The organism is Variovorax sp. VNK109 (genome assembly GCF_049445855.1).
GTDB lineage: Bacteria > Pseudomonadota > Gammaproteobacteria > Burkholderiales > Burkholderiaceae_C > JAGOCV01.
In genome coordinates, this window is record NZ_JBMSDV010000005.1 from 262,532 (window position 1) to 276,279 (window position 13,748).

General features: G+C 66.1%; 11 protein-coding genes. 5 read left to right on the top strand and 6 right to left on the bottom strand.

All coding sequences use genetic code 11. The features are described from left to right. Positions 1-14: 14 nt before the first annotated feature. The gene (gene hemC, locus ACO2Q9_RS17695) at positions 15-935 is read right to left on the bottom strand and encodes a hydroxymethylbilane synthase (protein ID WP_423313181.1); all 921 of its coding nucleotides are present in this window, start codon (positions 933-935) and stop codon (positions 15-17) included. 16 nt (positions 936-951) lie between these two features. Between hemC and ppc the strand changes: the two genes are divergently transcribed. Next, entirely contained in the window at positions 952-3,909 is a 2,958-nt protein-coding gene (ppc, locus tag ACO2Q9_RS17700; protein WP_423313182.1) for a phosphoenolpyruvate carboxylase, read from the top strand. A gap of 12 nt (positions 3,910-3,921) precedes the next feature. Here the strand turns inward: ppc and ACO2Q9_RS17705 are convergent, their stop codons facing one another. Together ACO2Q9_RS17705 and ACO2Q9_RS17710 are read right to left on the bottom strand one after the other, a co-directional pair. After that, on the bottom strand, positions 3,922-4,677 hold the full coding sequence (locus tag ACO2Q9_RS17705; protein ID WP_423313256.1) for a LytR/AlgR family response regulator transcription factor: 756 nt from the start codon (positions 4,675-4,677) through the stop codon (positions 3,922-3,924). Positions 4,678-4,697: 20 nt separating this feature from the next. Continuing rightward, positions 4,698-5,741 (bottom strand): sensor histidine kinase, encoded by a 1,044-nt coding sequence (locus ACO2Q9_RS17710; protein ID WP_423313184.1) that lies wholly within the window; start codon positions 5,739-5,741, stop codon positions 4,698-4,700. Positions 5,742-5,779: 38 nt separating this feature from the next. On the opposite strand from ACO2Q9_RS17710, the gene argH reads away from it, so the two are divergent. Both argH and ACO2Q9_RS17720 read left to right on the top strand, forming a co-directional pair. After that, positions 5,780-7,195, top strand: a complete 1,416-nt coding sequence (gene argH / locus ACO2Q9_RS17715) for an argininosuccinate lyase (protein ID WP_423313186.1) — start codon at positions 5,780-5,782, stop codon at positions 7,193-7,195. 150 nt (positions 7,196-7,345) lie between these two features. Next, on the top strand, positions 7,346-8,665 hold the full coding sequence (locus ACO2Q9_RS17720) for a Glu/Leu/Phe/Val family dehydrogenase (RefSeq protein ID WP_423313188.1): 1,320 nt from the start codon (positions 7,346-7,348) through the stop codon (positions 8,663-8,665). A gap of 16 nt (positions 8,666-8,681) precedes the next feature. Here ACO2Q9_RS17720 and ACO2Q9_RS17725 read toward each other — a convergent pair whose 3' ends face one another. Genes ACO2Q9_RS17725 through ACO2Q9_RS17735 form a run of 3 tightly spaced genes read right to left on the bottom strand, consistent with a single transcriptional unit; the run spans position 8,682 to position 11,930 of the window. Next, positions 8,682-10,034, bottom strand: a complete 1,353-nt coding sequence (locus tag ACO2Q9_RS17725) for an amidase (RefSeq protein ID WP_423313190.1) — start codon at positions 10,032-10,034, stop codon at positions 8,682-8,684. 2 nt (positions 10,035-10,036) lie between these two features. Further along, the gene (locus ACO2Q9_RS17730) at positions 10,037-10,930 is read right to left on the bottom strand and encodes a polysaccharide deacetylase family protein (RefSeq protein ID WP_423313191.1); all 894 of its coding nucleotides are present in this window, start codon (positions 10,928-10,930) and stop codon (positions 10,037-10,039) included. 31 nt (positions 10,931-10,961) lie between these two features. Further along, the gene (locus ACO2Q9_RS17735) at positions 10,962-11,930 is read right to left on the bottom strand and encodes a Bug family tripartite tricarboxylate transporter substrate binding protein (protein ID WP_423313193.1); all 969 of its coding nucleotides are present in this window, start codon (positions 11,928-11,930) and stop codon (positions 10,962-10,964) included. Here ACO2Q9_RS17735 and ACO2Q9_RS17740 point away from each other — a divergent pair. Then, positions 11,881-12,816 (top strand): IclR family transcriptional regulator, encoded by a 936-nt coding sequence (locus ACO2Q9_RS17740; RefSeq protein WP_423313194.1) that lies wholly within the window; start codon positions 11,881-11,883, stop codon positions 12,814-12,816. The two genes, ACO2Q9_RS17735 and ACO2Q9_RS17740, sit on opposite strands and share 50 nt — an antisense overlap. A 271-nt stretch (positions 12,817-13,087) precedes the next feature. Then, on the top strand, positions 13,088-13,744 hold the full coding sequence (locus tag ACO2Q9_RS17745; RefSeq protein WP_423313196.1) for a response regulator transcription factor: 657 nt from the start codon (positions 13,088-13,090) through the stop codon (positions 13,742-13,744). The last annotated feature ends 4 nt before the right edge of the window (positions 13,745-13,748 follow it).

The window sequence follows — 13,748 nt, forward strand, 5'->3', positions numbered from 1 at the left end:
CCGTCGTTCCCGCGCTAATGCGCACCCGCCGCACGCAGGCGCGCGGCAACTTCCGCGCCCAGCGCCGCAGCCTGGTCGAGCGTGGTCACGTTGGCAGCGCCCTGCTCGCGAACCAGTGGCGCATCGCCTTCGGCATCGCCCCATGCGCAATGCAGCCGCATGTACTGGCCGTCCAGCGTCGCATGCACGGCCAGCGGCATGGAGCAACTGCCGCCCATGGCGCGGCTGACCGCACGCTCGGCGTGCACGCACAGCCACGATTCCTGGTGTGCCAGCGGCGCGAGCGCGGCGAGCAGATCGGCCCGATGCTCGCCGACCTCCAGCGCCAGCGCACCCTGCCCCGCAGCGGGCAGCATCACCTCGGGTTCGAATATTTCGCGGATGCGTCCGGAGAGCCCCAGGCGCTTGAGGCCCGCCGCGGCAAGAACGATGGCGTCGTACTGGCCTTCGTCCAGCTTGCGCAGACGGGTGTCGAGGTTGCCGCGCAGCGGCTCGATGACGAGGTCGGGACGCAAGGCGCGCAACAACACGACGCGACGCAGGCTGGATGTACCGACTTTCGCGCCCTGGGGCAGCGCGGCCAGCGAGGCGTGGTTGTTCGACACGAAAGCATCGCGTGGATCTTCGCGCTCCATCACGCAAGCCAGTGCGAAGCCCTCCGGCAACTCCATCGGCACGTCCTTGAGCGAGTGCACCGCGAGATCGGCACGTCCTTCCGACATGGCGACTTCGAGTTCCTTGACGAAGAGGCCTTTGCCACCGACCTTGCTCAGCGAGCGATCCAGGATCTGGTCACCTCGCGTCGTCATGCCCAGGAGGGTGACGCGATGGCCACGCGTTTCGAGCAGGGCCTTGACGTGCCCGGCCTGCCAGAGCGCAAGCCGGCTCTCGCGCGTGGCAATGGTGATGGAGGTAGCTGGGGAAGCGGCTGACATTGCGGGGGATGCTAGCATGTTGCGCCGCACCAACCTGCGCCCCGGGTACGTCCTGTGTGCGCCCGCGCGGCATCCACTTCCACAGCCGAGGCAGGAGACGCGACCCGTGAAAACAGGCAACACGCCGGACACCAGCAATCTGACGCCCGCGCGGCGCAGCAAGACCAACGAGCAACCCCTGGTGGATGACATCCGCCTGCTCGGCCGCATCCTCGGCGACGTGATCCGCGAGCAGGAGGGCGTCGATGCCTATGAACTCGTCGAGCGCATCCGCAAGCTGTCGGTCGCATTCCGGCGCGACGCCGACCAGGAGGCCAACGGGGCGCTCAAGAAACTGCTCAAGGGCCTGACCGACGACCAGACGGTGAGCGTGATCCGGGCGTTCACCTACTTCAGCCACCTGGCCAACCTGGCTGAAGACAGGCACCACATCCGCCGCCGCGCCGTGCACGAGCGCGCGGGTGATACGCAGGAAGGAAGCATCGAGGTGGCGCTGGCACGCCTGCGATGGGCCGGCATCTCGCCGCGCGCCATCGCCACGACGCTGGCCAACAGCCACGTCTCGCCCGTGCTCACGGCGCATCCGACGGAAGTGCAGCGCAAGAGCATCCTCGATGCCGAGCGCGGCATCGCCCAGTTGCTGACGGCCCGTGATGAAATCCGCGCGCACGCGCAGCCACGCGACGCACTCACACCACGCGAACTCGCGGCGAACGAGGCACAGATCCGTTCGCGCGTCATGCAGTTGTGGCAGACGCGCCTGCTGCGCTTCTCCAAGCTCACCGTCGTCGACGAGATCGAGAACGCACTCAGCTACTACGAAGCCACGTTCCTGCGAGAAATTCCCAAGCTCTACGCCGAACTCGAGGGCGCACTCGGCCAGAACAAGGTCCACAGCTTCCTGCGCATGGGGCAATGGATCGGCGGCGACCGTGACGGCAATCCGAATGTGAGTGCGCAGACGCTCGAATACGCACTGCGGCGGCAGGCCGAGATGGCGCTGCGCCACCACCTGACCGAGGTGCACTACCTGGGCGGCGAGCTCTCGCTGTCGGCCCGACTCGTGGATGTGAGCGAAGACATGCAGGCGCTGGCCGCGCGCTCGCCCGACACCAGCGAACACCGCATGGACGAACCGTATCGCCGGGCACTCACCGGCATGTATTCGCGTCTGGCCGCAACACTCAAGGCGCTCACCGGCGGCGATGCCGCGCGACATGCGGTCGCGCCACAGAACCCTTACCTCAGCGCGGAAGAGTTCCTGGCAGATCTGCGCGTCATAGAAGCGTCGCTGGATGCCAACCACGGCGCGGCGCTCCTGTCGCAGCGCCTGCGACCGCTGATCCGCGCCGTGGAGGTCTTCGGTTTTCATCTGGCCACGGTGGACCTGCGGCAGAGCTCCGACAAGCACGAAGAAGTCGTCGCCGAACTGCTGCGCGTCGCCGGCATCGAAGCCGACTACCCGGCGCTGGCGGAAGAGGAGCGTCGCACGTTGCTGCTGCGCCTGCTGTCCGACGCCCGCCCGCTTCGGGTAATGGACGCGGAATATTCGCCGCTTGCGCAGAGTGAAATCGCCATCTTCGAAGCAGCCCGCCGCTTGCGCGACGCCTTCGGCAAGCAGGCCATCCGCCACTACATCATCAGCCACACCGAAACGGTGAGCGACCTGCTCGAGGTGCTGCTGCTGCAAAAGGAAGTGGGCCTGATGCGCGGGCGGCTCGTCGATCCGGCAGCCGGGGCATCGAAGAAGCGCGGCCAGGGCAAATCGGCAAACGAGGCCACGACCGGCCTCATCGTCGTGCCGCTGTTCGAGACCATCGAGGACCTGCGCAACGCCGCACCCATCATGCGCGCGTTCTACGCGCTACCGGGCATCGCGCGGCTGGTGCAGGCCAGCGGCGCCGAGCAGGACATCATGCTCGGCTATTCCGACAGCAACAAGGATGGTGGCATCTTCACCAGCAACTGGGAGCTGTACCGCGCCGAGATCGCGCTGGTCGAGCTGTTCGACGAACTCGCCAACAGCCACAACATCACGCTGCGCATGTTCCACGGCCGCGGCGGCACGGTGGGGCGTGGCGGCGGCCCGAGCTATCAGGCCATCCTGGCGCAGCCGCCCGGCACGGTGCGCGGGCAGATCCGGCTCACCGAACAGGGCGAGGTGATCGACTCGAAGTACGCCAACCCAGAGATCGGACGGCGCAACCTGGAGACGCTGGTGGCGGCCACGCTCGAAGCCACGTTGCTGCAACCGACCAAGCCGGCATCCCGTGCGTTCCACGAAGCGGCTGCGCAACTGTCGCAGGCGAGCATGGCGGCCTACCGCGCGCTGGTGTACGAGACACCCGGCTTCACCGACTACTTCTTCAGCGCAACGCCGATCCGCGAGATCGCGGAACTCAACATCGGCTCACGCCCGGCGTCGCGCAAGGCGAGCCAGCGCATCGAAGACCTGCGCGCCATCCCGTGGGGGTTCAGCTGGGGCCAGTGCCGTTTGACGCTGCCGGGCTGGTACGGCTTCGGCTCGGCGGTGGAATCGTTCCTGTCGCAATCGGGCAGCCGCAAGGAAGGCCTCGCGCTGCTGCAGAAGATGTACCGGCAGTGGCCTTTCTTCCGCACGCTGCTGTCCAACATGGACATGGTGCTGGCCAAGAGCGACCTCGCCCTCGCGTCACGCTATTCCGAACTCGTGTCGGATTCACGACTGCGCAAGAAAGTGTTCCAGGCCATCGAGGCCGAATGGCAACGCACCAGCGACGCGCTGGCCACCATTACAGGTGAACGGCAACGGCTGGCCGGCAATGCCGCGCTGCAACGATCGATCCGCCATCGCTTCCCCTACATCGACCCGCTGCATCACCTGCAGGTGGAACTCGTGCGGCGTTATCGGGCGGGACAGACCGGCGAGCGCGTGCAGACGGGGATTCACATCTCGATCAACGGCATTGCAGCCGGGCTGCGCAACACCGGCTGACCAACCGGCGGATCAGACTGCCGCGATCGCCTCGCGTACGGCGGTCAGTTGGCGGCGCGAGACCGCGAGCACTTCGTCGATGCCGTTCATGCGAACGGCCCAGCCTTCGCCTTCTTCGCCGGGCTCGTGGCTGTAATGGCGCTCCAGCGCACGCACGGCGCTTCGCGCCACCAGTGCATTGCGATGGATGCGCATGAAGCCTTCGGCATAACGCTCTTCCAGTTCGCTGAGCGAACCGTCCAGGATGTAGCTTCGTGACGCGGTGCGCACGGTGACGTACTTCAGTTCCGCCTTGAAATACAGCACTTCGGACAGCGGCACGCGTTCGGTGCGCCCACGGTCCTGGATGATCAGCGCCGGCGCGGGCGTCGCGGAGGCCGCCGGAGCGACACGGTCACTCAGGTAACGCTCCGCCTTCTGCAACGCCTGCTGCAGGCGTTCCAGTCGCACGGGCTTGGTCAGGTAATCCACGGCATCCACGTCGAATGCCTGCAATGCGTGCCCTGGGTGCGCAGTGATGAAGATGACAGCCGGCACCTGGGGCAGACCCTTGATGGCCTGCGCGAGCCGCAGCCCGTCGGTGCCCGGCATGTGGATGTCCAGCAGCGCCACATCCACCGGCTCGCGCCCCAGCACCTCGAGCGCCTGCACGGCATTCCCCGCTTCGCCGGTCACGCGTGTCAGCGGCTGCCTGCAGTCGCCCAGCAAGGTGCGCATGCGAATCCGCGCCAGCGGCTCGTCGTCCACCACCATCACCCTCAGCGCCAACCCGGACATTGTGTTCGTCATCACACGGTTTCTCCCACGGGAATCTCGATGCGCACCTGGTACATGCCGTCCTTCATGGTGGCGCTGAACTGCGCCTTCAGATCGTGCAGCAGCCGCAGGCGGTCCCGGACGTTGGTCATCGCCAGGCCGTTGCCGGGCGCCCCCGGCCCGGCCGGTACGGTGTTCGTGACCTTGATCACCACCGAACTGCGCCGCCGCTCGGTGCTCACTTGCACATCAGCACCCGTGGCGCTTGGCTCCACGCCATGCTTGACGGCATTTTCCACCAGAGGCTGCAGCAGCAGCGGCGGCAGCCGCGACGCGCCGGCGTCCGGGTCGATCGTCCACTGCACCCGCAACCTGTCGCCGAAACGCACCTGTTCGATCGCGAGGTAACGCTCGGCCAGCGCGATTTCTTCGGCCAGCGTCACCGAGCCGCCCGCTTCCTGCAGCGCATGACGGAACAGATCGCTGAGATCTTCCAGCAGCGCTTCGGCTTTGGCGGGCTCCGCGCGCACCAGCGCAATGGCACTGTTGAGCGTGTTGAAGAGGAAGTGCGGCCGGATGCGCGACTGCAGTTCGGCCAGCCGCGCCGTGGTGTCAGCCGGCATGCGGGCCCGCGCGCGCAACTCGAGCCCGACCAGCAGCACCGCTGAGAACATCGCACCGGTACTCGCGCTGGCCAGCCAGGGTGGCGGCGCAATGAAATCGACCAGGAACAGCATGCCGCAGCCATAGAGACCAGCCAAGGCACCAAGCCCGATGCCCGCGGCATACTGGGCAGGGAGCGGGAGGTGTGCCAGGTATTTCTTGAGTCCGCAGGCGGCGATCAGCCAGGCCAGCGTGGAAGGAAGTGCCGCCGCAGTGAGGAGGGACACCAGCGTCAACCATTGCATGACCGAGCTGGAATGAAACAGCATCGCCACCGCGACCACGGCCTCCACGAACAGCACGGCGCGCAAAACCACGCCGATATGGCAGGCATCGAACACCGATGGCCGCTGGGCCGGCTCGATGGCGGGCAGCGGTTCATGGAAGGCCGATAAAATTTGGGACTCTTTCATTCCTGCCTGTCGGGTAACTGCCCGATTATTGCCTTCACATGTCCCAAAACCAACTCGACAAGAAATCCGAAGCCTGGTCGGCGCTGTTCTCCGAGCCGATGAGCGAGTTGGTCAAGCGCTACACCGCCAGCGTCTTCTTCGACAAGCGCCTCTGGCAGGCCGACATCGAGGGCTCGCTCGCCCATGCGGAGATGCTGGCGCACGGCAACATCATTTCCGCCGGAGACCTGGCCGCCATCCAGAAGGGCATGGCGCAGATCCGCAGCGAGATCGAGACCGGCGCCTTCGACTGGAAGCTCGACCTCGAAGACGTGCACCTGAACATCGAGGCGCGCCTGACCCAGCTGGTGGGCGACGCCGGCAAGCGCCTGCACACCGGCCGCAGCCGCAACGACCAGGTCGCCACCGACGTGCGCCTGTGGCTGCGCGGCGAGATCGACCTCATCGCCGGCCTGCTGACCGACCTGCAGAAAGCGCTGGTGGACATTGCCGGCAAGAATGTCGAGGTCATCCTGCCGGGCTTCACCCATCTGCAGGTGGCGCAGCCGGTGAGCTTCGGTCACCACATGCTGGCCTACGTGGAAATGTTCTCGCGTGACGCGGAGCGCATGTCGGACGTGCGCCGCCGCACCAACCGCCTGCCGCTGGGTTCGGCCGCGCTGGCCGGCACCAGCTACCCGCTGGACCGCGAACGCGTGGCGCGCACGCTGGGCATGGTGGACGAACAGGGCAATCCGCTGGTCTGCCAGAACAGCCTGGACGCCGTGAGCGACCGCGACTTCGCCATCGAGTTCACCGCTGCCGCGAGCCTGTGCATGGTGCACGTGAGCCGCTTCAGCGAAGAACTGATTTTGTGGATGAGCCAGAACTTCGGCTTCATCCAGATCGCCGACCGCTTCACCACCGGCTCGTCGATCATGCCGCAGAAGAAGAACCCCGATGTGCCCGAACTCGCCCGGGGCAAGACCGGGCGTGTGGTCGGCCACCTGATGGGCCTGATCACCCTGATGAAGGGCCAGCCGCTGGCCTACAACAAGGACAACCAGGAAGACAAGGAGCCGCTGTTCGACACGGTGGACACCCTGAAAGACACGCTGCGCATCTTCGCGGAAATGGTCGAGGGCATCACCGTGAAGCCGCAGGCCATGGAGCAGGCCGCACTCAAGGGCTATGCGACTGCGACCGACCTGGCCGACTATCTGGTGAAGAAGGGCCTGCCCTTCCGCGATGCGCACGAAACGGTGGCGCATGCCGTCAAGGCCGCCATCTCGCACAACGTCGACCTGTCCGAGCTGCCGCTGTCGGTGCTGCAGGAGTTCAACCCGTCCATCGAGAAGGACGTGTATGACGCCCTGAGCTTGCGCGGCTCGCTGAACGCTCGCAACACGCTGGGCGGCACGGCCCCGGCGCAGGTGCAGTCACAGATCGAACGCCACCGCAAACGCCTGGGCTGAGCGCCGGCCCGCACAGGCCCCCTCCAAAGGACAGGGGCCGCATCATGCATTATTTGCATACTTCTGCACCTGTTTGGCGTTGGACAGGTGGAAACAGCCCGCCTACGCTTCGCATCGTTCATACGCAACGAAGCACAGGAGCTTTTTTCCATGTCCACCGCCAGCAAGCCCGCCCATGCGGCCGCCCCCTCTTTTCCGAACGCCCTTCCCTCTTATCTCGACCCCGAGAATCTCGGCCCCTGGGGCATCTACCTGCAACAGGTGGACCGCGTCACGCCGTATCTCGGCAAGCTCTCGCGCTGGGTCGAAACCCTCAAGCGCCCCAAGCGTGCGCTGATCGTCGACGTGCCGATCCACCTGGACGACGGCAGCGTGGCGCACTTCGAGGGCTACCGCGTACAGCACAACACCTCGCGCGGCCCGGGCAAGGGCGGCGTGCGCTTCCACCAGGACGTGACGCTGTCCGAAGTGATGGCCCTCTCGGCGTGGATGTCCATCAAGAACGCCGCAGTCAACGTGCCGTATGGTGGCGCGAAGGGCGGCATCCGGGTCGACCCGCGCAAGCTCTCGCGTGGTGAGCTCGAGCGCATCACCCGCCGCTACACCAGCGAGATCGGCATCATCATCGGCCCCAACAAGGACATCCCCGCGCCCGACGTCAACACCGACGGCCAGATCATGGCGTGGATGATGGACACGTACTCCATGAACCAGGGCTCCACCGCGACCGGCGTGGTCACCGGCAAGCCGATCGACCTGGGCGGCTCGCTCGGCCGCGTGGAAGCGACCGGCCGCGGCGTGTTCACCGTGGGCGTGGAAGCCGCAGGACACATCGGCCTCGACGTCAGCCAGGCACGCGTGATCGTGCAGGGCTTCGGCAACGTGGGTGGCGTGGCAGCCAAGCTGTTCGCCGAAACCGGCGCCCGTGTGGTCGCCGTGCAGGACCATGGTGGCACCATCTACCGTGAAGGCGGTCTGAACGTGCCCGAACTGCTCAAGCACGTGGCCGAGCACCGTACCGTCGCTGGCTTCGACGGTGGCGAGAAGATCGCCGACGACCAGTTCTGGGACGTGGACAGCGACATCCTCATCCCCGCCGCGCTGGAAGGCCAGATCAACAAGGGCAACGCGAGCCGCATCAAGGCCAGGCTCGTCATCGAAGGCGCCAACGGCCCGACCACGCCGGAGGCCGACGACATCCTCAAGGAGCGCAACGTGCTCGTGGTGCCCGACGTGATCGCCAACGCCGGCGGCGTGACGGTGAGCTACTTCGAATGGGTCCAGGACTTCTCCAGCTTCTTCTGGGACGAAGACGAGATCAACGCGCGCCTCGTGCGCATCATGAAGTCCGCGTTCAACGGCGTCTGGCAGGTGGCGCAGGACCACAAGGTCACACTGCGCACGGCCACGTTCATCGTGGCGTGCACGCGCATCCTCCACACGCGCGAACTGCGCGGCCTGTATCCCTGAACCTGCTCTTTTGCCCTCAGGCGGGCTGCAGCGCGGTTTCGATCTGCGCTGCCGTGCACAGCACGACGTCGTCGCGCATGCAGCCGTGCCAGACCATGAGCCCGACGGGCAACTGGTCCGGCGCATGGCACGGCAGCGTGACGGCGCAACCATCGAGCTGGTTGACCACGCTGGTGTTGCGGACCATGAGCGCATTCACCTCGAAGAATTTTGCGTCGCGCTCGGCGCCCGGCGCGACATCGGCGATCGGCGGGGCGACGACCGGCACCGTGGGCGACAGCAGCGCATCGAAACCCGAGGTGAGCATCTCTGCGGTTTCGATCCATTCGCGTCGCGCCTGCACCAGATCGATGTAGTCACGCTCGCTCATGGCCTGGCCCTTGAGGATACGGGCCAGCACACGCGGGTCGTACCGCTCGCCTTCGCGGTCGATGCGCTCACGGTGCGCGGCGTAGGCCTCGAATGCCGTGATGCCACCTTTCGATTGCAGCCAGCCGAGATCACGGATGACCGGCAGGTCCAGCTCCTCGATCCCGAAGCCCTGCGCGGACAAACGCTCCAGCGTTGCCTCGAACGCCGCAGACACCGTGGGGTCGAGCGCATCCAGCATCAGCGTGCGCGGCACCGCGAGCCGGCGCTCCTTCGGCGAGGCACTGTCACGCGCAACGGTGCGCGCAGCGAGTACCTCGTGCACGACGACGGCGTCGCGCACGGAGCGCGTCATCGCACTCACGGTATCGAGCGTCGGCGACAACGGATAGACACCGGTCAGCGGCACGCGCCGCGCAGTCGACTTGAAACCGACAATGCCGTTCAACGCAGCCGGCGTCCGGATCGAACCGCCCGTGTCGCTGCCCAGGCCGACGAACGCTGCGCCGCTGGCAACAGACACGGCAGCGCCGGACGAAGAGCCGCCGGGAATGCGCGCCACCTCCCGGTCGGCCACGTTGCATGGCGTCGGGAAATGCGGATTGATCCCCACCGCCGAGAACGCGAACTCCGACATGTGCGTGCGCCCGACGAACGCCGCACCTGCCGAGCGCAGCCGGGCGATGGCGACGCAGTCTTCTTCAGCGGGCTCTTCATTTGCGAGCACGGCGGCGCAGGCCCGCGTCGTTTCGCCAGCCACATCGAACAGGTCTTTCACCGAAACTGCGAGCCCCGCGAGCGGGGACCCGCGCAGTTGCGGCGTGGCAGCAGTCTGCGCGGCCGCTTCGAACGACGTGCTGATGAATGCGTTGGCGCAGGCCGGCGATTGCGACATCTCGCGCGACCGCGCCAGACATGCCGAGGCGCTGGCCTGCCCGGCGCGGATGGAAGCCCGTGCTTCGCACAGGTCGGGGAACGGCTGGTCCGGTTGCATGGACATGCTCAGGGCGCCAGTTGCAGTTCTTGCGGCAGCGTCTGGTAGTACGCCGACACTTCGCCCGGGGTCGTCATCCACACGCTGTCCTTGTGCGCCATGATGTGCTGCAGCGCCTTGCGCAGGCGCGCCAGGCGGAACGGCTGGCCCATGATGAAGGAGTGCAGCGAGATCGTGCACACCAGCGGCGCATGGGCCGAGCGGCGCAGCATCTCGTCGAAGTTCTCCACGATCATGTTGCAGTATTCGTCCGCCGAGTTGTGGCGGTAGGCGATGGCCGGCTGGTCATTGAGCTCGATCGGGTACGGCACCGAGAGGATGGGGCCGCTGCGGCTCTTCACCCAGAACGGTTGCTCGTCGCAGATGCCCCAGTCGAGCACGTAGTCATAGCCCTGCTCCTTGAGCAGGTCGGTCGTCACGAGGCTGGGCGTGAGGTAGGGGCTCAGCCATCCCCTGGGTTTCTTGCCGTCGGCCTTCTCCATGAACGCCGTGACTTCCTCGATCATGCGCCGCTCGGTCGCCTCGTCCATCTCGATCTGGCGTTCCGCATTGGAGCGGCCGTGCGCGATCAGTTCGTCACCGCGCGAACGGTGCGCCGCGATCAGTTCGGGACAGTGCTCGTAGTTGGCCGTGTTGGCGATCACCCCGACATTGAGGCCGAGTTCGTCGAACAGCTCAATCAGGCGCCATTCGCCGATGCGGTTGCCGTATTCGCGCCATAGCCAGCTGCGCTGGCTCCAGGGTTGCGTCTGGCGGTCGAGGTCGACGCCGCACTGCACGCCATACGGGAAATGTTCGATGTTGACGGCGATGTAGACCGCCAGCCGCTTGTCGCCCGGCCAGCTGAACACGGGGCGCTGGCGGATGCCGGAGTACTTGAAGCGATTGTGTGAGGGAAGCATGAACGGGGAATGTCTCTTTCGGGTTGGGGAATCAGTCGAGTTTGATGCCGGTGGTCGCGGCGGTCTTGCGCCACTTCTCCTGGTCCTTCACGAGGAACTCGCGGAACTCGGCGGGCGTGTTGCCCACCGGTTCGGCGCCCTGGCTGCGGATCTTCGTCTGGTACTCGGGCTGGCGCACGGCCTTGGCAATCTCGGCGTTGATCTTGTTGACGACGGCGTCCGGCATGTTGCCGGGGCCGAACAGCGCATACCAGCCGGTCACGTCAAAGCCCGGCACGCCCGCTTCGTCGACGGTGGGCACATCGGGCAGCGCGGGCGAGCGGGTCTTGCCACCGATCGCAAGTGCGCGCAGCTGGCCCTGGCGGATGAAGCCGATGGCAGAGGGCAGGTTCGCGAACATCATCTGCACCTGGCCGGCAACGAGGTCGTTCATCGCGAGCGAGTCGCCCTTGTAGGGCACGTGCGTGGCCTCGACCTTGGCCATCGTCTTGAACAGTTCGGCCGTCATGTGCGGGATCGTGCCCGCGCCGGAGGTGGCGTAGTTGAATTTGCCCGGGTCGGCCTTGAGCAGCGCGAGCAGTTCCTTCAGGTTCTGCGCCTTCACCGACGGATGCACCACCAGCACCAGCGGCACGTCGGCCACGATGGAGATCGGCGTGAACGCGGTCTTGATGTCGTAGGGCAGCTTGCTGTAGACCGTCGGCGCGATGGAATGCGTGGAGATCGAACCCAGCAGGAGCGTGTGCCCGTCAGGCGCTGCGGTTGCCACGGCATTGGAGCCGATCACGCCACCCGCACCGAGACGGTTTTCCACCGTCACCGGCTGGCCCAGCGGCGCGAGGATGGTGCCCGAGAGACGGGCGAGGAAGTCATTCGTACCACCCGCCGAGAACGGCGAAATGATGCGGATGGGCTTGGTGGGGTAGTCCGCCTGCGCGGACGCGGACGACATGCCGACGGCCAGCGCGGCCGCAGCAAACAACGAAACGATCTTCTTCATGGTGTTTCTCCGGAAAAACGGGATTGAAAAACACCTCCACCTTGTCTACAGTGTTCCAATATTTGGAATACTGTTCTATATTTCAGATCAACTGTATTCCGGACTTTTCACGGAGTCAACACACAATTGCGACATGGACAAGACATTGCTGAAAGGACTTCGGGTCCTGGACCTGCTGGCCCAGGCCCCGCAACCGATGGGCGTCACGGAGGTTGCCGAGGCGATGGGCCTCGTGAAAAGCAACGCGCACCGGGTGTTGCAGACACTGGTTGCCGCGGGTTACGCGACACCGGTGGAAGGCAGCGGCCGCTACCGCCCTTCGCTGAAGTTGTGGAGTCTCGGTTCGCAGGTAGCAACGGGTTCGGATCTCCGTCAGGTGGCCGCACCCGTGCTCGGCCGCCTGCGCGATGACACGGGCGAGACCGCATTCCTCGCGCTGCTGGACAACGAACACGTGACCTATGTGGAAATCCAGTCGAGTGCCCGGCTGCTGCGGGTGCACACGGTAGTCGGTGCGCGCATGCCTGCGCACGGCACGGCCGCCGGCAAATTGCTGCTGGCGTTCGACGAGGCGGCCGCAGACGCGTTCCTTGCCGACAGCCATCAGCGCTACACACCCCACACGCTGGAAGATCCTGCGGCCCTGAAAACGGAACTGAAGAAAATCCGCCAGCAGGGCTGGGCGGTCAATCGCGGGGAGTTCCGCGAAGAGATTAGCGGCGTCGCCGTGCCCATCTTCGATGCGCACGGAAAGGCAATTGCGTCTGCAGGCATTTCGGGGCCCACGGAGCGCTTTCGTCCCGCCGCGATCAGGGAGTGGCTGCCCCTGGTGCAAGCCGCAGGCCACGAACTGTCAAGGATGATGGGTGCGCCCGGCGTGGCCTGAGAACCTCAGCCCCGTGACTTCTTGAGGAAGTGCGGGATCGGCAGCGCGGGCGCCGCCGATTCACCGAGCACGGGTGGACGCCGAGCTTTTCCGACCATGCGTCGAGTACTTCGGCACCGCGCGTGGACTGCTGGCGGTCCACATCACCCAGCATGACGGACAGGCCCTGCGCAGCGCACCAGGCTGCGATGTGGGTGGCCAGCGTCGTCTTCAATGGGCTTAAGCGACGTCTAAGCTGACGGCCAGCATGCGGCTTATGATGAATCGCACCATGCGCATCCTCCTCGTAGAAGACGACCCGATGATCGGCGAAGCCGTGCTGGACGTGCTGCGCCGCGCCCACTATGCGGTGGACTGGGTGCGTGACGGCACGCTGGCCGACGCTGCCCTGCGCGACAGCCGCTACGACCTCGTGCTGCTCGACCTGGGCCTGCCCGGCCGCGACGGCATCGCCGTGCTGCGCGGCCTGCGCCAGCGTGGCCAGAAGATGCCGGTGCTGGTGGCCACCGCGCGGGATGCCGTGGCGAACCGCATCGCCGGACTCGACGCGGGCGCGGACGACTACGTCGTCAAGCCCTATGACACCGACGAATTGCTCGCCCGCGTCCGCGCGCTGCTGCGCCGTGGCGACGGTCAGGGCGCACCTGTCTTCTCGCACAACGGCGTGACGCTCGACCCCGCCACCCGCCAGGCCACGCTGAACGGCGAACCGGTGCAGCTCTCCGCGCGCGAATGGGCCGTGCTCGAGCCGATGATCGCGCGGCCTGGCGTCGTCTTCTCACGCGCGCAACTCGAAGAAAAACTCTTCAGCTGGAAGGAAGAAGTCAGCAGCAACGCGGTGGAGGTGTACGTGCACGGCGTGCGCAAGAAACTCGGCGCAGCCATCATCCAGACCGTGCGTGGCCTCGGCTACGTCGTCCCGCGATAGGTGC